The following is an 18,444-nucleotide window of genomic DNA, read 5'->3' as shown; positions in this document are numbered from 1 at the left end:
TCCACTCCCGTCCTATAACAATCCGGCTTTATCCAGCCAGGGATCGATGACGCTGTAATCCGTATCCTTATCCAGTGTCAGTCCTTTGAAGATACGTGCTCCCGGTGCTGCCGCAGCCAAGGCCGGCAGTGTGACTTCAAAGGGGCTGCTGTAAGAGCACATATAGGGCACGATGAGTTTCCCCCGCAAATCTTTCCCTTCCAGGAACGACGGAATGGTCATGGGCGCCGTGAACCACCAACACGGATAGCCGAGGACGATGACGTCGTACTGCGACAGGTCAGGCTGTGTACCGGCTAATTTCGGGTGGACGTTTTCATCGACTTCCTGAGCCGATTCTTTGAGGACTGTCGAATAATCACGGGAATAATCGGGGTCGCGTTTGATTTCGTAGAGGTCGCCGCCGATTTTATCCTGTATCATATGAGCCACTTCGCCAGACCGGCCGCCCCAGGTGAAATACGCGATGAGGATGCGCTGGCCTTTATGGCTTCCCTTAGGTTCTTCCTGAATGGTCTTGATGGAAGCCGCTTCCTGTTTATGTTTACTTTCCAGTTCATCTTTGATGTCTTCCGACATGGGCTTACCTGTCTGGTTCGGCACGTAGACCCCGGCCGTCTGCGCCGGTGCGGCGTTTCCAGAAGCGTTCTGATCTGCATTTCCCGCTTCCCCACAGGCCGTCAGCAGGAACATAGCGGCCCCTAATAATATCATTTTCATCCATCGTGAGCTTTTCATATTGATTCCTTCTTTCTCTTCACGTCTCATACTGAATCACTGATGCCGGGCCTGAACGACGTCGAGGAATTTACGAACGGCCATACTGCAAGGCGCGCCCCGTTTCCAGGCCAGGACCGAAGACTGCTGCAGGAACGGCGACAACGGACGCACGGCGAACTGGGATTTATCGAGATATGGCATCGTCCCGCTGATACCCAGATGCCGGCCTAATCCATGGGAAACCATGATGATGGCATTGGCTGAAAAATTAGATGTGAATAAAATATCCAGCTGGTCATACACCGGCCCGAACCAGTTGGCCAGTTCGCTTTTGACTTTCAGCCGCCGTGGCAGGATAATCGGGGCCGACAGAAAATCCTGCGGGGCAATGGCCTCTTTGGCCGCTAATGGGTCATCACTGCGCATGAAAGCCTGCCATGTTTCGGCAATGGGCATGCGCACGTAATCAAAAGCTTCCAAATCAGCCGGTTCTAATATAAGGCCGATATCAATGAGGCCATCCTGCATCTTTGCCGTCACTTCGTCGGCGGTTCCTGTATATAAATCGAAGGTGACCATCGGATACTGCTGATGATACTGTTTAATTAACTCTGCCAGCAAATGGCCCGCTGAGAAGATGCCACACCCCAGGGTGATACATCCATCGACGTATTCATCGGCATGGGTGATTTCCTGTTCGGTATGAGCGACAAGGTCGGTAATCTCTTCAGCCCGCCGCCGGAGCAGCCGGCCTTCATGGGTCAGACTGATATTATGCCGGCCGCGCACAAAGAGTGCCACGCCTAATTCCTCTTCCAACTGGGCCAGCTGCCGGGACAGCGTCGGCTGGGTAATATGCAACCGTGATGCCGCCCGGGTAATATTTTCTTCTCTGGCCACAGCCAGAAAATACTGTAATACTCGCAGTTCCATAGACCTTTCCTTTCATTATAAAGCAGAGTCTGTAACGAGATTCCTGACCTGGCGAAGCCATTCTGTCAAGGCTGGTGTACTCTGTTCGATTGTCCCCGTGCCGGCGACGTCAAAGGTAACAGCCAAGGGACAACGGCTGGCCGCGCCTTGGGCGAGCCTGGCGACATCCTGATTGACATGTCCCGGCCAGCCGCCATTGGTCGAAAAGGGAATGACCGTCTTTCCCTGAAAATCATACTGGACCAGGAAGCTGCGCATCGCCGGTGCCATCGTGTACCACCAGGTGGGCGTCCCTAAGGCGATGACATCGTAATCGGTCAAAGACAGGGACGACAGGGTGATTTCCGGGCAATACCCTTCATCGACTTCCCGCTGCCCCTGGGCGACGATATCGTCATAACTCCCCGCATAAGGCTGCACCGTTTCCAGACGGACCAAATCGCCGCCTACGGCCTGTTGCAGCTGCCGGGCAATCTGATAGGTATTGCCGTTGGCTAACGAATAATATACAATCAATACTTTTTTCATAAAAGTCATCCTCTCGCTTACTGAGTGAAGCCCATCTGGTTCAGCCACTTCTGTGTCGTTTCTTCGGCCTTATCCATGTCCTTGTGATGCAGGGCGAAACCTTCATGGACCGAAGCGCCCGGTTCAGCCTGCTGGATGGTCTGGATCGTATCGGAGAAACCGCTGCCGCCAGAGGTGACGATGGCGTAGACCTGCTTACCGGACATATCCGTTTCCTTCAGGAAAGACTGGACCGGTGCCGGCAAGGTACTCCACCAGTTCGGATACACTAAGATGATCGTATCGTATCCGCTGAGGTCGCCGACATGGCTTTTCAACGCCGGCAGTTCCTGATTCTGAATTTCTTCTTTACCCTGTTCGACCGTATCTTCATAACTCGTCGGATAGGGTTTTTCCGTCAAGATAGAGAACAAATCGCCGCCAGTCCGATTGGCGATTTCATCGGCGATAATCGTATTATTGCCAACGGCAACGCCGTCTTTGGTCTTCAGGCTGGCCGAACTCATGACATCGTACTTATCCGAATGGATGGCCTTGGCATCCGTATTTTCAGGATACGTAAAGTAGGCGACGAGGATCTTATGGGGATTGCCCTGCGGATTATGGACCACGGACGTCGATACCGGCGAATTGGCAAGGTCCCCCTGGCTCTGGCTGCTGGACGGGGCTGTCCCATTTACTACCTCATTGACACCACAGGCCGTCAGCGATGCCGTCACCATCATAGCACAAGCAAAAGCTAATACTTTTTTCTTCATCTCAAACAGCTCCTTTTTTTATTTCATATAAGCCAATTAATTCCTAAAATGATATCATCCCGGTAACTACTTGTAGTATACCTTCTGCTATGTGTTATGTAAAATGCTTATCTTTCGCCGGCTAGGAATGCCTCGAGAGCATGACAAAAAAAGAGGCTGTCGCATTAAGACAGCCTCTTTTTACGTTGATCGTAGGTCGTTCATCGTTTGTCGTATGGGATTAAAAATATCAATCCATCGCGATGAACGATGAACTACGAACGAAAAACTTTTAAGTTGAAGGGGCCTCGCATGATGGCAAAAACCTTCGTGCGACAGCCCCTTTTTTTGAGTGGTTAGTAAAAACTATCTTCTACAAACTAAAAACTCCGTACTACAAACTTTTAATAGCAACCTCTCAGTCAGCTTCGCTGACAGCTCCCCTATCAGGGGAGCCGGAAAACAACCGCCCCACGTAGGCGCCCCTACAGGTCAGGCGGGCCGCCTTTCAGGACGGCCCTTACGAACCACGAACCACGAACCACGAGCCACTAAACTAACTCGTTCTCTTCACTTTGAACCAGGCCGCATACATGGTCGGCAGGACCAGAAGGGTCAGGACGGTGGCGACGAAGAGGCCGCTGGCAATGGCGACGGCCAGGGGGCCCCAGAAGACGCTGCGCATGAGGGGGATCATCCCCAGGATAGCGGCAGCTGCCGTGAGCATGATGGGCCGGAAACGCATGACCGCCGAGTCGATGACGGCATGCCATGGGTCTTCGCCGGCGGCCATATGCTTCTGGATCTGGTCCAGGAGGATAATGGAATTGCGGATGATCATGCCGCCCAGGGCCAGGATGCCCAAATAAGCGACGAAGCCCAGGGACTTCCCGAAGAGGAGCATCCCCCAGGATACACCGATGAGTCCCATCGGCGCCGTAATCAGGGCCAGGACCATCAAAGACGGGCTGCGCAGCTGGAACATGAGCAGCGTCATGATGATGATGACCATGATCGGTACCGGAACCATGAGGTACTTCAAGGATTTCTGGCTGTTTTCCAAAGCCCCGTCGACTTCAACGGTATAGCCAAAGGGCATACTTTCCCGGATATCGGCAATCGAATCATAGGCTTTCTGCGTGGCGTCATTCGCTGTCCCGGACTTGATGCCGCCGTTGATGGTAATGGTCGGCTTCAAATCGCGGCGCCAGATGAGGCCATCTTCCCCTTTATAGGAAATGGTGGCAATCTGTTCCAGCGGCACATAGCCGGCCTGGCCCACATAGACGGGCAGGCTCTTGATCTTCGCCAGGTCATTGCGGTCGCTGTCCTGGAGGCGCAGCTGGATGCCGATTGTCTTATCCGCCGCATAATACTGAGCCACAGTCGCCCCGGATAATTCCGTATACAAGGTCTGGGCAATATCTTCCCCGGAAATCCCCATGGCCCGCAGTTTATTCTGGTCCAGTTCGACGTGCATGATTTTATTCTTCTGGTCCCAGTTGAGGAAGACATTTTCCGTATTCGGGTCTTTGGCGATGCGGGCTGCAATCTGCTGGGCATAGTCCTTGACCTTATCCGTATCATAGCCTGAGACGCGCAGCATGATGGGATAATCCGACGGCGGCCCTAAAGGTACGTTCTTGACGTTGCAGCGGACATTGGGGAACTTATCGGCCATTTCCTGTTTGATAGCCTGGGTCAGTTCTTCCCTCGTCTGCGTATCCTTGGCGACGACGACGAACTGGGCGTAGTTATTGGCTGGCAGGACCGGTTCGATGGTCAGGACGAAACGCGGAGCCCCTTCGCCGACATAATACGAATAATCTTTAAGTTTCGACTGCTGGCTGTCGAGGTACTGGGCAAAGCGGGACGCTTCCTGCTGGGTAGCCTGCATGGACGAACCTTCAGGCAGTGTCATTTCCACGATGAGCTCCGGCCGCAGGGATGGCGGGAAAAATTCCTGAGGAATGAGCTTCATCATGCCGACAGACAAGATGAACATGGCCGCTGTCCCGCCGATGACCAGGACCCGGTGAGTCAGGCACCACGTCAGGACTTTGCGGAAGAAGACGTAGAACCGGCTTTGATATAAGGGCTCCGGTTCTTCTCCTTTGGCCACTTTCGGTTTAATCAGGTAATAGCCGAAGAGCGGCGCAACCATGACCGATACAATCCACGACAGGACCAGGGCCGCCGTAATGACCGGGAACAAATCTTTACAAAATTCCGAGGCAGCCCCATCGGCAAAGGCGACGGGAATGAACCCTGAGCAGGTAATGAGCGTCCCCGTCAGCATCGGCTTTGCCGTCGCCTTGAAGGCATAGCAGGCCGCATCGACGCGGTTCATCCCCTTCTCCAGCTGGACCGTCATCATTTCGACGGCGATGATGGCGTCGTCGACGAGGAGGCCCAGGGCGATGATGAGGGACCCTAAGGATACTTTGTGTAAATCAATGCCGGCCACTTCCATGACGCAGAAGACCCCGGTCAGGACCAGGGGGATGCAGAAAGCGACGACCAGGCCGGTCCGCAGCCCCAGGCTGAGGAAGCTGACGACGAGGACGATGATGATGGCTTCGCGCAGGGTATTGGTAAAGTCACTGATCGATTCCTTGACGACCTGCGGCTGGTCCGATACCTGGTGGATTTCCATGCCTGCCGGCAAATCGGACTTGACGCTTTCCTGCAGCTTCTTCAAGTTTTCGCCGAGCTGGAGGTTATTGCCGCCGCTCTTCATGGACAAGGCAATGCCGATGGCCGGTTTGCCGTTATAGAACATCTTCGGATCAGCCGGTTCCGTATAGCGCCGTTCGACCGTAGCGATATCGCCCAGGCGGAAGACGCGGCCGTTGGCGTTGATGGGCAGGTTGCGGATGGCTTCGACATCTTCAAAGACGCCGGACAGGCGCAGGTAGACGTTGTCCGACTGCGTATCGACCATACCGGCCGGGGTCATCTGATTCTGCCCTTTGACGGCATTGGCAATCGTCGTCGGTGCAATGCCCAGTTCGGCCAGTTTGGAATTGGCCACTTCGATATAGACCTTTTCCGACTGTTCACCGACCAGTTCGACCTTGCTGACGTCGTCGACAGACATCATCATGCGGCGGATTTTTTCCGCTTTCTGACGCAGTTCTTCATACGAATAACCATCGCCCGTGATGGCATAGATAGAGCCATAGACGTCGTCGAAGCGGTCATTATAATAAGGGCCGTAGACGCCGTCTGGCAGGTCTTTTTTCATATCTTCCGTCAGGTTCCGGACTTCATGCCAGGTACTGCGGATACTGTCGCGCGGCGCCTTATCGTCGAGATAGACGTAGATGACCGACTGGCCGGGACGGGAATAACTCTTGATATAGTCCAGGTTCGGCGTATCCTGCAGTTTCTTTTCGATTTTATCCGTGACCTGTTCCTGCATCTGTTCCGCCGTAGCCCCCGGCCAGGCCACGGAAACGACCATGGTCCGCACCGTATAGGTCGGGTCTTCCATGCGGCCGAGCTTCATGTAGGAAAAGATGCCGGCAATGGCGACGAGGATGATGAAGTACCAGACGAGGACGCGGTTATGTATCGAAACTTCCGATAAATTTCTCATTCATCTTCCCCCTCTACGCGGACTTTCTGGCCTTCACTGAGCATATGGACGCCGGCCGTGACGACGACATCGCCGCGGCTGAGGCCTGTGACTTTGACGGTATTATCGCCAAAATCCTGGACCGTCACATCTTTCAGGGACAAGGTCTTATCCTTGCCGACGACCCAGACCTGGGGCGTGTCACCTGTCTGGTAAATCGCGGCCAGCGGCAGGACAAAGGTATCGTTGGCATCTGCCTGTTCACGGCCGTTGGCCACCGTAGCGGTCATGCCGAGCTGCATGCCGTCCGGCGGATCGGGCAGGGAAATATTGACCTGATACGTCCGCGACGAAGCATCGGCCATGGGCGCCACTTCGCGTACGACGCCGGCAGCCTGCTGATTCTGGAGAGCCCAGAAGGTGACGGTCACATTCTGGCCGACCGGGAAATCAGCCAATTTATTTTCCGGCACGTTGACCTGGACTTCCAAATCGCCGGAATGGACGAGCGTGACCACGGTCTGGCCGGCGGCGACGACCTGGCCGACTTCCGCCGAGACGGCCGAGATGACCCCATCGGCATCAGCCGTAAGCTGTGTATAGGACAACTGGTTTTCCTGGGCCTGCTGGGCAGCCAGGGCCTGGTTGTACTGGGCCGAAGCCTGGTCATAAGCCGTCTGGTACTGGTCCAGGACCGACGCACTGATAGCATCCATATTGTATAATTGCTGATAGCGGTTCAAATTGGACTGGGCCAGCTGGAGCTGGGCAGCCGCTGCGTCGACCTGAGCCTGGGTCTGGTTGACGGCCTGGGCCACGTCTTTCGGATCGACTGTCATCAGGACGTCGCCGGCATGGACCTGGGAGCCGAGCTGGACATTGCGGGCCGTAATCCGGCCGCCGGCCTGAAAGGATAAATTACTCTGGTAACGGCCCTTGACCGTCCCCGAATAGGTACCGGCCGTCGTACCCGCCGTTTCGCTGCCGACCTGCGTGGTCTTGACCAGCTGCGGCTGTTCGGCCGTCTGCGTCTGCTGGCCACAACCGGTCAGTCCGAAGGCCGTCAGGACGGCTATGACGAGGGCCGTGTATTTCCAATCGTATTTCATAGCTTCATCTCCTTTGTGGGACTCAGTGCGGCGATATCCGCTTCAGCCGCATTGTCTGCCACTTGATGCATGATCTGCAGGGACGGCTCCAGCGCCGCCTCATCGATGCCCTGAACGAGGACATCGACCCATCGCTTGAGGATGCCTTCCATCGTATCCTGCAAGTCCCAGGCTTTGGGCGTCAAATAAAGGTACTTGTAGCGCCGGTCCGTCCCCTGCTGGCGGCGGCTGACGAATCCCTTCGCTTCCAGCATCTTCAGGTTCCGGGCTACCAAGGCCTTATCGGCCTGCATGATCTGGCAGAGCTCATTCTGCCGGCAGCCGTCGTGACTGTACAAACTCAGGAGCGTCACATGTTCCGAATAGGATAAATTCCAAGGACGGCACGCTTCCGCCACATAGGCCTGGGAACGCTGGTTGATGACACTGAAATCATGGCCAGCCTTCAAATAATCCATGCCAAGACCCCTCTTTCCTTGAATAGTTAGTTGATTTGCTCAACTATTTATTTTTTAGTATAGCAAAAAGAGTGGGAAAAAGCAAGGGACGCCGGGCGGCATCCTGCTACGCGCGGAGACCTTTCTGCATATTCTACCTTTTATTAGCAGATTATAGCAGAATATGGTAGAATAAAAGGTATAAAATATATTAACTCAGGAAAGGTGGCCAGCAAATAATGACCTTAAGAGAAAGTGACACCATAGAATTCAAAGAATCCGTAACAGATGTCATAAAAAAAGAGGTAATTGCTTTTGCCAACAGTAATGGCGGTACTATCTACATTGGTATCGCCGATGACGGAACCTTTGTAGGTGTCGACAATGCAGATAAATCCATGCAACAAGTTTCAAATATGATTCGTGACGCAATCAAACCCGATGTTACATTATTCGTCAAATACTCCCTTCAGGAAAAAGATAAAAAAACTATCATTGTAGTACAAGTGCAAAAAGGTACTCATGCTCCCTATTACTTAGTCAATAAAGGGATTCGTCCAGAAGGGGTATTTGTACGTCAAGGAACTTCCGCTGTCCCAGCATCGGAAGATGCCATTCGCCGCATGATAAAAGAAAGTGATGGCACCCATTTTGAATCCATGCGCTCATTAAACCAGTCGCTTACGTTCCATACCATGGAAGAAGAATGTCGAAAGCGAAAAATAAAGTTCGGTACTCAACAACAAATCACCTTAGGAATTCAAACTCCAGACGGCGTATATACCAATTTAGGACTTTTGCTTTCCGATCAATGCCAGCACACTATTAAAGCAGCTGTATTTAATGGCACAAAAAAAGAGGAATTCCAAGATCGTCGCGAATTCTCAGGCTCCCTCTTAAAACAAATGAATGAAGCTTATGAATTTATTAGCCTGAACAATAAAACGACAGCTTCTTTTTCAGGATTACAACGCATTGACCGCCGCGATTATCCCGAAGAAGCCTTACGGGAAGCCTTGATGAATTCCCTGGTCCACCGTGAATATTCATTTAGCGGAAGTACTTTAATCAACATTTTTACAGACCGCATCGAATTCGTCTCTTTAGGTGGACTCGTTCAAGGCCTTACTTTAAATGACATTTTGTTAGGCATTTCTCAATGCCGAAATGAAAAATTAGCCGCCATTTTTTATCGTTTGGACTTGATTGAGGCCTACGGAACAGGTATCCCTAAAATCATGGAAAGTTATACCGATAAATCTGCACCGCAACCACAAATCATATCCACAGATAATGCCTTTAAAATCATTTTGCCTAACCGTAACCACATCACCCCGGCTATGGACAATTTACCGCCATTAGAACAAAAGATACTGCTTTATGTTTCTACCGCTGAATCGGTATCCCGTCGTGACATAGAAACAAAATTTAAAATTTCCCGCAGTAAAGCAACAACTACGATACACACCCTGCTGGAACAAGGCCATTTGAAAGCCATAGGAAATGGTCGCAGCCGGCGCTATGCGGCGACAGATTCAAATTGACGACATCGCCTCGAGTGACCCTCGGCTCGTAAAAAAAGGCCCCGATTGGGGGCCATCGTAGGGGCGGCCTGTAAAGGTCCGCACCGCGGGACGCCCTATGGGCGTCCCCTACGCACTACGCACGGCCACAGGCCGTGTGTTTTTGCGACCTGCGAACGACGGCCTGCCACCTGCGACCTGCGACCTGCCACCTGCCACCTGCGAACGGCGGCCTGCCACCTGCGGCCTGCGTCTTGCTTACTAATGTATCCGTCGGCTGATTTTTCCCCCGATGACGGGGATTTTTTCGATGTCTTCAGCCGTGAGGGCCCGGAAGACGACGAGGCCGATGAGGTAAACCAGGGCCGCCGCCAGGATGGCGGCGATGGTGGCCACGGCGTTGCCGAAGAGGACGAACAAAGCGTGGTGGACAAGCCAGGCCGTACCGGCCATGGCGGCGCCGGCCAGGAAGAGTTTGCCGACGTAGCCCCACTGGACGCGGTAGGCGATGTATTTATGGGCAAAGTAAAGGTTGAGCGCCGTAGCGACGGCCAAGTCGGCATTGGTCGCCCAGGCGGCACCGACTTCCCCCAGCCAGGGGATGGCCGTCAAGTGCCAGCTGAGGACGATTTTGACGACGGCTGCGGCGGCCATGTTGTACAGCGGGACGGCCGTGTGGCCCATGCCCTGCAAGAGGCCGCTGGTAATCTGCTGGAGACCGACGAGGAAGACCGAAATGGACAGGACACAGATAGCCGGTCCGGCTGCCGGCGTCGCATAGAGGAGCCGGGAAATGGGCACAGCCAGGACGGCCAGGCCCAGGCAGGCCGGCACGGTGATGATGTTGGCAATGCGCATGGCCGTGTCAGTCCGGTCGAGGATGACGTCCCGGTCATGACGGGAAAAAGCTGCCGATACGGCCGGGACGAGGCTCGTCGCCAGGGCAATGGTCAAGATGGCCGGCAGCTGGACCAGGCCATTGGCCATGCCCGTCAGGTAGCCGTAAAGGGCTGTCGCCTGATGCGTGCTGTAGCCAGCCGCTTCCAGCCGCAAAGGCACGATGAACAAGTCGATGCTGGCCACGGCCGGCAGGAGCATATTGGCCGCTGCCACGGGCACGGCCAGGACGATGAGCCGGCGGATGATGCGCCGCGGCGACTGGATGACGAAGACGCCGTCGTCATCGGGCAGGGGCTGCCGACTGTGCCGGTAATAGAGGAAGGCGATGAGCAGCAGTCCGGCAGCGGCCCCCGGAACGGCACCGAAAGCCGCCCCAGCCGCCGCCCACTCCAGTCCTTTCGGCAGCAGGACCCAGGCCAGGATGAGCATGGTGCAGACCCGGACAAACTGGTCTGCCATCTGGGACAACGCCGTCGGCGTCATGAGCTGCAGGCCCTGGAAATAGCCACGGAAACAGCAGGCGATGACTGACAGGCTCAGGGCCGGTGCCAGGACCGCCAAGGCCGGGAAAGCCCGGCCATCGCGGACGATGCCCATTTCGACCAGGCCATGGGCGCCAAAAGGCAGGGCCAGGCCGCAGAGAATGGCGACGACAGTCATAAAGGCCAGGGTGACGTGAAAGATACGGCGGACGCCGCTATGATGGCCCTTCGCCGATTCCTCGGCAATCATGATGGACACGGCAATGGGAATCCCGGCGCCGATGATGCTCAAAAGCAGGATGTAGACGGGATAGGCCATCTGATACAATCCGATGCCTTCGCCCCCTAAGAGGCGCGACAACAAGATACGGTTCAGCCCGCCTAATATCTTGACGACGATGCCGGCTACGGTGAGGACCATGGCACCCCGTAAAAAGGAGTTCTTACTCAAGGGAATTCCCCTTTCTCAATGATGAAAAGGCCGCCAGCAATGTCTGGATGAAGGCCAGGACGTCGGAAATCCCCGCCAGGGAGACGCGGACCATGACGGGCATGTTCGGTACGAGACGGAAGCGGCGGCGCAAAGCCGGTTCCAGCTTGGGAAGGTCGGGCATATCGGCGACGCGCTGCCATTTCAATTCCAGGACCTCTTTCTTTTGGGCGATGAGGACCAGTCCCAGTGCCTTGGCATCGAGGCGCGTTTCCGTGACCTGCAGGAGTTTTTCCACAGGCTGGCTCGGCTTCCCGTAGCGGTCGGCCAGTTCCCGGCGCAACTCGGCCAGTTCCTCTTTCGACGACAAGACAGCCAGGCGCTGGTACATTTCGATTTTCTGGCCGCCATTCTGGATATAATCGTCGTCGATGAAAGCGTCGACGTGGATTTCCATGACCGTTTCCGGTGGCGGCGGAGCCACTTCCTTGCCTGTCTGGGCCTTGGCGATAGCATCTTCCAGCATATGGCAGTACATGGCAAAACCGACACTGGCAATATTGCCGTGCTGTTCCCGGCCCAGGAGGTTGCCGGCGCCGCGGATTTCCAGGTCGCGCATGGCGATTTTAAAGCCCGAACCGAGTTCGGTGAATTCCTTGATAGCCTGCAAGCGCTTTTCAGCGACTTCCGACAATACCTTGTCGCGGCGATAGAGGAAATAGGCATAGGCCATGCGATGGCTCCGGCCGACGCGGCCGCGCATCTGATAGAGCTGGGACAGGCCGAAATGATCGGCGTCGTAAATGATGATCGTATTGGCATTGGCGACGTCCAGGCCGTTTTCGACGAGGCTCGAACAGAGGAGGACGTCGTATTTGCCTTCATAGAAATCGAACATGACCGATTCCAGCAGGCTCCCGGCCATCTGGCCATGGGCGATGCCGATGGTCACATCCGGCAGGAGGGCCTGGAGTTCGTCTTTCATCTTTTCGATGGTCGCGACGCGGTTATAGACGAAGAAGACCTGACCGCCCCGCCGTTTTTCACGCATGATGGCATCGCTGACGATGCGGGCGTCGTATTCGGTGACATAGGTCTGGACCGGGAAACGGTCGGTCGGCGGCGTTTCGATGACGCACATTTCCCGCAAATTGACCAGCGACATGTGCAGCGTCCGCGGAATCGGCGTGGCGCTCAGGGACAGGACATCGATGTTGGCCGCCCAGGCCTTCCATTTTTCCTTCTGGGCTACGCCGAAGCGCTGTTCTTCATCGACGACCAGGAGGCCCAGGTCCTTGAATTTGACCTTCTTGTTGAGCAGGCTGTGGGTCCCGATGAGGACGTCGATATCGCCGGTCAGGGTCCGGGCCAGGATATCTTTCTTTTCCTTATATGACCGGAAGCGGTTGAGGACGTCGACGTGGACGCCAAAGGGGCCGAAGCGTTCCATGAAGGTCTGGAAATGCTGCTGCGACAAGACTGTCGTCGGCACCAGGACGGCGACCTGTTTGCCTGCCGTGACCGCTTTGAAAATAGCCCGCATGGCGACTTCCGTCTTGCCAAAGCCGACATCGCCGCAGACCAGGCAGTCCATAGGCGTCGGCTTTTCCATACTGGCCTTGATGTCGCGGACGGCTTTCAGCTGATCTTCCGTTTCTTCATAGGGAAAAGCTTCTTCAAATTCTTTCTGGAATGGCGTATCCGGCGGGAAGGCATAGCCTTGGACGACTTCCCGCTTGGCATAGAGGGCGACGAGTTTCTCGGCCAGGTCGGTAATGGACTTCTGCGCCTTGGCCCGCGTCTTCTGCCAGTCCGAGCCGCCCATCTTCTGTAATTTCGGCGTATCCCCTTCGTTGCCGATATAGCGCTGCAAGAGGGATAACTGGTCCGTCGGCACGTAGAGGATATCCTTGCCGGCATAGTGGATTTCCAGATAATCCTTGTGGACGCCATCCATTTCAATGGTCTTGATGCCGATATAGCGGCCGATGCCGTGGACTTCGTGGACGACGTAATCGCCGGGCTTGAGGTCGGTAAAGACGTTGATTTCCTGGCCTTTGGCTGCATGATGGCGCAGGCGCCGCTTCTGGGTCCCGAAGACATCCCGTTCGGCGACGACGACGATCTTGGCATAAGGCAGCTCGAAACCGTCGTGGATTTCCCCTTCGACGACGTAGACGCCGCCTGGTGTACTCTGGTCATCGTCATAGTCCCGGAACGGCAGTTCATGCTGCTTCATCCAGGCCTGGAGCGAAGCCCGCCGGTCACGGCTGTTGATGACGAAGAGGATCGTATTATCCAGGTCCCGCCAATGGTCTACTTCTTCTTCGAGGAGGTTGAACTGCTTCTGGAAACTGGCCATCATCTTGGCGGCAAAGCTGGCCGACGTGTCTATCATCATATCCGGCACGGACTGGGCCATGAGCGACAGGACGAGCTGCGGCCCCGGGCGCTGGGTCGAGACCAGGCTTTTCCAGGACGCCAGGCGGCCTTTATAGTCATCCGATTCTTTGAGGACTTTCTTCAGGCCTTCGCGGACGCGGTTCGGCTCATCCCAGATGATGACGCCCTGTCCGGCATAATCCAGCAGGGTATATTTCTCCTCTTCCTGGACGGTCAGGGAAATGGGCAGGATGCGGGCCTTTTCCCGTTCTGCCTGCGATTTCTGGCTGTCTACATCGAACGTGCGCAGGCTGTCGACTTCATCGCCAAAGAATTCCAGGCGCAGCGGCTGCGGTTCATTGACGGCATAGATGTCGACGATGTCGCCGCGGACCGAAAAATGACCGCGCCGTTCGACCATGTCCACCCGTTCATAACCGGCATCGACGAGGTGCTGTAAGAGCTCATCGCGATCGTAGTCCTGATGGAGACAGAGGTCGATGGCCGCATCGTCGATGCGCTGCGGCGCCATGACATACTGGGCTGCTTCTTCCGGAGCGGCCAGGACCAGGAGCCGGTCGCCCTGACGCAGGCGGCCCAAGGCTTCCATCTGCCGGGCCGTCCGGTCCAGGCTCTTGGCCGTCGTCGTAAAGACGGCCTGGTCGACGACGGGAAAGTCGAGGATGGGCAGGTCCGGCGCCAAAAAGGCCAGGTCCGCCATCCAGGCTGCCACTTGTTCCCGCGACGGGACGATGAGGACAGCCTGTCTCGGCTTTTCCGTCAGCGCTTTGGCGACGAGGGCGCTCTTGACCGAACCGCTGAGGCCATAGATACTATGACAGCCGGGCTGAGAAAAAGCCGCCACGGCGGAGCGGATATTTTCATCTTGATTCATCCATTGAAAGAATTGCTTCATATCATTTTTACCTCATGACAAATTGGGGCTGTCGCATGAAGTCCTTAGAAACAAGGCATTTCATGCGCAGCCCTTATCGTGATTCAACTGCAACTATTTAATTATATCATAGTTCACCAGCCCCTGCCAGTGGCGATTAGAAGACCGAGGCCCCCTGCATGATGATGGCTTCTCGTTCTTTCCGGCTCATCTTCAGGAAATTCGTCTTTTTCAGCTTATCTTCATAAGAGGTATCCATACCAGCCATCTGCTGGGCAACATCCTTGCGGATCTGCGGCAGCAGGCTGTAGAGATTGCGGCCCGGGCAGTCCGTGCTGTTGACATCGCGATGGCCTACGATGGTAGACGGTCCCGGTACGATGCTGTAGATTTTGCAAATCCAGGCGACCAGCCCTTCCAGCGAGTGGATCTGGGCCGGCGTCGGGATCTCTTTATCGAAATTGCCGGTCACGTTGATGCCGACGGTATGGTAGTTCTGGCCTTCGGCATGCGCGCCGACCGTAGCCAGCGGACGGCCCCGTTCGATGGTTCCGTCTTTGCGGATGACATAATGATAGCCGATACCGGCCCAGCCGTTGGCCAGATGGGCGCGATGAATGGCGGCTGCCGATGTATCGCCATCGGGGATGCCGACGTGATGGATGACGATCATATCCGTCTTAGGACGCAGGAGCAGCGTTTCCCGGAACTGGAAATGCGTTTCCTTGATGGCCATCGGTTCTGCCGGTGCCGCATCGGTTACAGGATTATAGTTGCGCATGACGCCGCGGGCCCCGGCAGGTTTCGCCGACCGCGGGACACTGCCTATGGCTGCGGGCTTAGCGGCCGTGCTATCTGATGCAGCCGGCTGAGCCGGTGCAGTCGCCGTCTTGACGGGCTGTGTTTTTTTCGTCTTGCCTGCCTTCTTAGCGGCCTTGGCGGCTTTCGCCTGGGCCTTGGCGGCAGCATCCATCTGCTGGTCGACACTGGCGACGCCCGTCGTATAGGCCGCACCTTCCTGATCTTGGGCACTCGCCAAAGAACCTGTCGTCATGCCCAAGGCTAGACAAACGGTCAAAGCCAGGGCGGATATCATTTTTTTCGTCTTCAAGGTATATACACTTCCCCATGTTGTTGTTTGATTTTCTGGCAGAGCCGGTCCCACAGCGCCTGCGGTTCCGGATGGCCGTACGTCCCGAGCCGGATATGCGGCTTGGCCCGGCCGTGGTAGTCACTGCCCAGGGTCGCCATCAGGCCGTACTCATCGGCCATGCGGCGATAAAAGGCGCTCGTCGCCTCATCGTGATAGCTGCAATAGGCTTCGATGCCATCGAGGCCCGTCGCGATGAGCTGTTCCGTCAGCGGCCGGTTCTGTTTCATATTGGCACCGGGATGGGCCAAAACGGCGACGCCGCCATGGTCGTGGATGATGGCGACGGCTTTGGCAAAGTCCATAAAGGTCATGGGCACGAACGCCGGTCCTCCCTGACCGCAGATATCCCAGCCAAAGTTGACATACGGGGCATCGCTCCGCGCCCCGCCCGGCCGGTACGGTGCCAGGATGGGGCAGTCCGCATTGCGCGGGTCTGCCAGGGCCACGCGGGCAATATGGACGGACGCGATGGCATCGCCGCTGCAGAGCTTCCAGATAGCCGGCCTGTCGAGGGCGATGCCCAGCGCTTCGACGGCGTCGAGGACCTTTTCCGAAATCGCCCGCCGCTGACCGTACACGTCCTTTTCAATGGCCGCAAAAACGGGATCCTCCGCGTGGATGCCGTAGCCGAGGAGATGGAAATTCTTCCCTTCATACTGGCAGCTGATTTCGATGCCCGGCACCAAATTCAAGCCCAGCCGGGCCGCTTCCTGCCGCGCCTCCGGGATAGCCCGGGCCGAATCGTGGTCGGTCACGGCGACAGTCGTCACGCCGGCATCGGCGCACTGGCGCATCAAATCAGACGGTTCAAACTGGCCATCCATGCTGTATTTGGTATGCATATGCAGATCAAGCCATGTTTCCATACATGCACTTCCTTTCTTTGAACATCGCCCCTATTATACTACGCTTCTCCAGACCCTGCCAGTCATGTCAGAGGCAATGATTCGATTTTTGAATTTTATCGTTTTGAAATATCTATTACTAATTTTTTAAGTTTTTGTTTACATTTTCTAAAATCTTTTCTATAATAACTCCAACAGATGCAAAAAAATCATTACGACGCATCTATTGATTACCTCACACAATAAAATATTCATTCAAAGGAGAATCCATTATGACAGAAATGCAGCAGTATGTAGAAGACGTGCTGGCCATCATCCAGCACCGTGACCCGGATCAAACGGAATTCCAGAACGCAGCCCGCGAAGTACTGACGTCCCTCGTGCCCATGCTGGAAAAGGAACCGAAATATAAACAGCACCACATCTTGGAACGCATCATCGAACCGGAACGCGTCATCATTTTCCGCGTCCCCTGGGAAGATGACAACGGTGTCTTCCACGTCAACCGCGGCTACCGCGTCCAGGCCAGCAGTGCCATCGGCCCGTACAAAGGCGGCCTGCGCTTCCACAAGAGCGTCAACCTGAGCATCTTGAAATTCCTGGCTTTTGAACAGATCTTCAAGAACGCCCTGACCGGCCTTCCCATCGGCGGCGGCAAAGGCGGCTCGGACTTCGACCCGAAAGGCAAATCGGACCGGGAAGTCATGCATTTCTGCCAGAGCTTCATGACCGAACTGTGCCGCCACATCGGCCCCAACATCGACGTACCGGCTGGAGACATCGGCGTCGGCGCCCGTGAAATCGGCTTCCTCTATGGCCAGTACAAGCGCATCCAGGATGCCTTCGATGCCGGCGTACTGACAGGCAAAGGCATTGATTACGGCGGAAGCTTTGCCCGTACGGAAGCTACCGGCTATGGTCTCCTCTATTTCGTCAAAGATATGCTGGACAACAAGAACATCGACATCAAAGGCAAGACGGTCATCGTTTCCGGTTCGGGTAACGTCGCCATCTACGCCATCGAAAAAGCCCAGGCTATGGGCGCCAAGGTCGTCACCTGCTCCGACTCCAACGGCTATATCTATGACGCAAACGGCATCGACGTCGCAACCGTCAAGGACATCAAGGAAGTCCGCCGCGGCCGCATTAAAGAATACATCGAAACCCATCCGGATGCAGAATACCACGAAAACAGCCGCGATATGTGGAAAATCCCGGCCTTCATCGCCCTCCCCTGCGCTACACAGGGCGAAATCGACCTAGAATCGGCTAAGATCCTCGTCCAGAACGGCGTAAAAGCCATCGGCGAAGGCGCCAACATGCCGTCGACCCTCGACGCTATGGCATACTTCCAGGAACACGGCGTCCTCTTCGCACCGGCTAAAGCCGCAAATGCCGGCGGTGTCGCCGTATCGGCCCTGGAAATGGCCCAGAACTCGGAACGCCTGTCCTGGCCTTTTGAAAAAGTCGATGCTGCCCTCAAAGACATCATGCGCAACATCTTTGAAGAATCCCGTGACAATGCCGCTAAATACGGTGTTCCCGACAACTACGTAGCCGGGGCCAACATCACGGCCTTCATGAAAGTCGCTGACGTCATGATTGAACAAGGTTTGGTATAAGAAAAAAAAAGGGGCTGTCGCATTAAGCCATTTTGGCTTTGTGCGACAGCTCTCTTTTTGTATTCTATTTCATCGTTCTATTCTCTTTTTTTAGCTAAACGTAAAAAAAGGTACACGAAACAGACCGGCCATCAGGTCAGCAAAAAAACGTGTACCTTTTTCTATGTA

General features: G+C 55.3%; 13 protein-coding genes. 2 read left to right on the top strand and 11 right to left on the bottom strand.

What is annotated here, in order from left to right; all coding sequences use genetic code 11:
• Positions 1-12: 12 nt before the first annotated feature.
• The 7 genes from ACE418_RS11865 to ACE418_RS11835 all read right to left on the bottom strand — a co-directional run bounded on the left by ACE418_RS11865 (position 13) and on the right by ACE418_RS11835 (position 8,065).
• Positions 13-720 carry a flavodoxin gene (locus ACE418_RS11865; protein WP_416450800.1) on the bottom strand — a complete coding sequence of 236 codons (708 nt, stop codon included), beginning with the start codon at positions 718-720 and terminating at the stop codon, positions 13-15.
• Between the two features lie 54 nt (positions 721-774).
• On the bottom strand, positions 775-1,653 hold the full coding sequence (locus ACE418_RS11860) for a LysR family transcriptional regulator (RefSeq protein WP_416450798.1): 879 nt from the start codon (positions 1,651-1,653) through the stop codon (positions 775-777).
• A 15-nt stretch (positions 1,654-1,668) separates the two neighbouring features.
• On the bottom strand, positions 1,669-2,181 hold the full coding sequence (locus tag ACE418_RS11855) for a flavodoxin (RefSeq protein WP_416450797.1): 513 nt from the start codon (positions 2,179-2,181) through the stop codon (positions 1,669-1,671).
• Between the two features lie 17 nt (positions 2,182-2,198).
• Positions 2,199-2,939, bottom strand: a complete 741-nt coding sequence (locus ACE418_RS11850) for a flavodoxin (RefSeq protein WP_416450796.1) — start codon at positions 2,937-2,939, stop codon at positions 2,199-2,201.
• A 535-nt stretch (positions 2,940-3,474) separates the two neighbouring features.
• On the bottom strand, positions 3,475-6,519 hold the full coding sequence (locus tag ACE418_RS11845; protein ID WP_416450794.1) for an efflux RND transporter permease subunit: 3,045 nt from the start codon (positions 6,517-6,519) through the stop codon (positions 3,475-3,477).
• Positions 6,516-7,607, bottom strand: a complete 1,092-nt coding sequence (locus tag ACE418_RS11840; RefSeq protein WP_416450793.1) for an efflux RND transporter periplasmic adaptor subunit — start codon at positions 7,605-7,607, stop codon at positions 6,516-6,518. The genes ACE418_RS11845 and ACE418_RS11840 overlap by 4 nt, the downstream gene beginning before the upstream one ends.
• On the bottom strand, positions 7,604-8,065 hold the full coding sequence (locus tag ACE418_RS11835; RefSeq protein WP_416450792.1) for a MarR family winged helix-turn-helix transcriptional regulator: 462 nt from the start codon (positions 8,063-8,065) through the stop codon (positions 7,604-7,606). The genes ACE418_RS11840 and ACE418_RS11835 overlap by 4 nt, the downstream gene beginning before the upstream one ends.
• A 218-nt stretch (positions 8,066-8,283) precedes the next feature.
• On the opposite strand from ACE418_RS11835, the gene ACE418_RS11830 reads away from it, so the two are divergent.
• Complete coding sequence (locus ACE418_RS11830) at positions 8,284-9,588, top strand: RNA-binding domain-containing protein (RefSeq protein WP_416450790.1); 1,305 nt, start codon at positions 8,284-8,286, stop codon at positions 9,586-9,588.
• Positions 9,589-9,828: 240 nt separating this feature from the next.
• Here ACE418_RS11830 and ACE418_RS11825 read toward each other — a convergent pair whose 3' ends face one another.
• The 4 genes from ACE418_RS11825 to ACE418_RS11810 form a co-directional block, all read right to left on the bottom strand.
• Entirely contained in the window at positions 9,829-11,400 is a 1,572-nt protein-coding gene (locus ACE418_RS11825; RefSeq protein WP_416450789.1) for a putative polysaccharide biosynthesis protein, read from the bottom strand.
• Positions 11,393-14,677: a transcription-repair coupling factor gene (mfd, locus tag ACE418_RS11820; protein ID WP_416450788.1), complete on the bottom strand. Its 3,285-nt coding sequence runs from the start codon at positions 14,675-14,677 to the stop codon at positions 11,393-11,395. Before mfd ends, ACE418_RS11825 begins: the two co-directional genes overlap by 8 nt.
• 136 nt (positions 14,678-14,813) lie before the next feature.
• On the bottom strand, positions 14,814-15,767 hold the full coding sequence (locus ACE418_RS11815; protein ID WP_416450787.1) for a peptidoglycan recognition protein family protein: 954 nt from the start codon (positions 15,765-15,767) through the stop codon (positions 14,814-14,816).
• Entirely contained in the window at positions 15,764-16,675 is a 912-nt protein-coding gene (locus tag ACE418_RS11810) for a PHP domain-containing protein (protein ID WP_416450786.1), read from the bottom strand. The genes ACE418_RS11815 and ACE418_RS11810 overlap by 4 nt, the downstream gene beginning before the upstream one ends.
• A 251-nt stretch (positions 16,676-16,926) precedes the next feature.
• Here ACE418_RS11810 and gdhA point away from each other — a divergent pair, with 251 nt between their 5' ends.
• Complete coding sequence (gene gdhA, locus ACE418_RS11805; protein ID WP_416450785.1) at positions 16,927-18,276, top strand: NADP-specific glutamate dehydrogenase; 1,350 nt, start codon at positions 16,927-16,929, stop codon at positions 18,274-18,276.
• Positions 18,277-18,444 lie beyond the last annotated feature (168 nt).

Origin of the sequence: Megasphaera jansseni (assembly GCF_047974155.1) — a bacterium.
In the GTDB taxonomy this organism is placed as follows: Bacteria; Bacillota; Negativicutes; order Veillonellales; family Megasphaeraceae; genus Megasphaera.
This window is presented reverse-complemented; position numbering and strand designations above follow the sequence as displayed.

Coding starts and splice junctions, on each gene's coding strand:
- ACE418_RS11865 (WP_416450800.1), bottom strand. CDS start 720: ATGAAAATGATATTATTAGGGGCCGCTATGTTCCTGCTGACGGCCTGT.
- ACE418_RS11860 (WP_416450798.1), bottom strand. CDS start 1,653: ATGGAACTGCGAGTATTACAGTATTTTCTGGCTGTGGCCAGAGAAGAA.
- ACE418_RS11855 (WP_416450797.1), bottom strand. CDS start 2,181: ATGAAAAAAGTATTGATTGTATATTATTCGTTAGCCAACGGCAATACC.
- ACE418_RS11850 (WP_416450796.1), bottom strand. CDS start 2,939: ATGAAGAAAAAAGTATTAGCTTTTGCTTGTGCTATGATGGTGACGGCA.
- ACE418_RS11845 (WP_416450794.1), bottom strand. CDS start 6,519: ATGAGAAATTTATCGGAAGTTTCGATACATAACCGCGTCCTCGTCTGG.
- ACE418_RS11840 (WP_416450793.1), bottom strand. CDS start 7,607: ATGAAATACGATTGGAAATACACGGCCCTCGTCATAGCCGTCCTGACG.
- ACE418_RS11835 (WP_416450792.1), bottom strand. CDS start 8,065: ATGGATTATTTGAAGGCTGGCCATGATTTCAGTGTCATCAACCAGCGT.
- ACE418_RS11830 (WP_416450790.1), top strand. CDS start 8,284: ATGACCTTAAGAGAAAGTGACACCATAGAATTCAAAGAATCCGTAACA.
- mfd (WP_416450788.1), bottom strand. CDS start 14,677: ATGAAGCAATTCTTTCAATGGATGAATCAAGATGAAAATATCCGCTCC.
- ACE418_RS11810 (WP_416450786.1), bottom strand. CDS start 16,675: ATGGAAACATGGCTTGATCTGCATATGCATACCAAATACAGCATGGAT.
- gdhA (WP_416450785.1), top strand. CDS start 16,927: ATGACAGAAATGCAGCAGTATGTAGAAGACGTGCTGGCCATCATCCAG.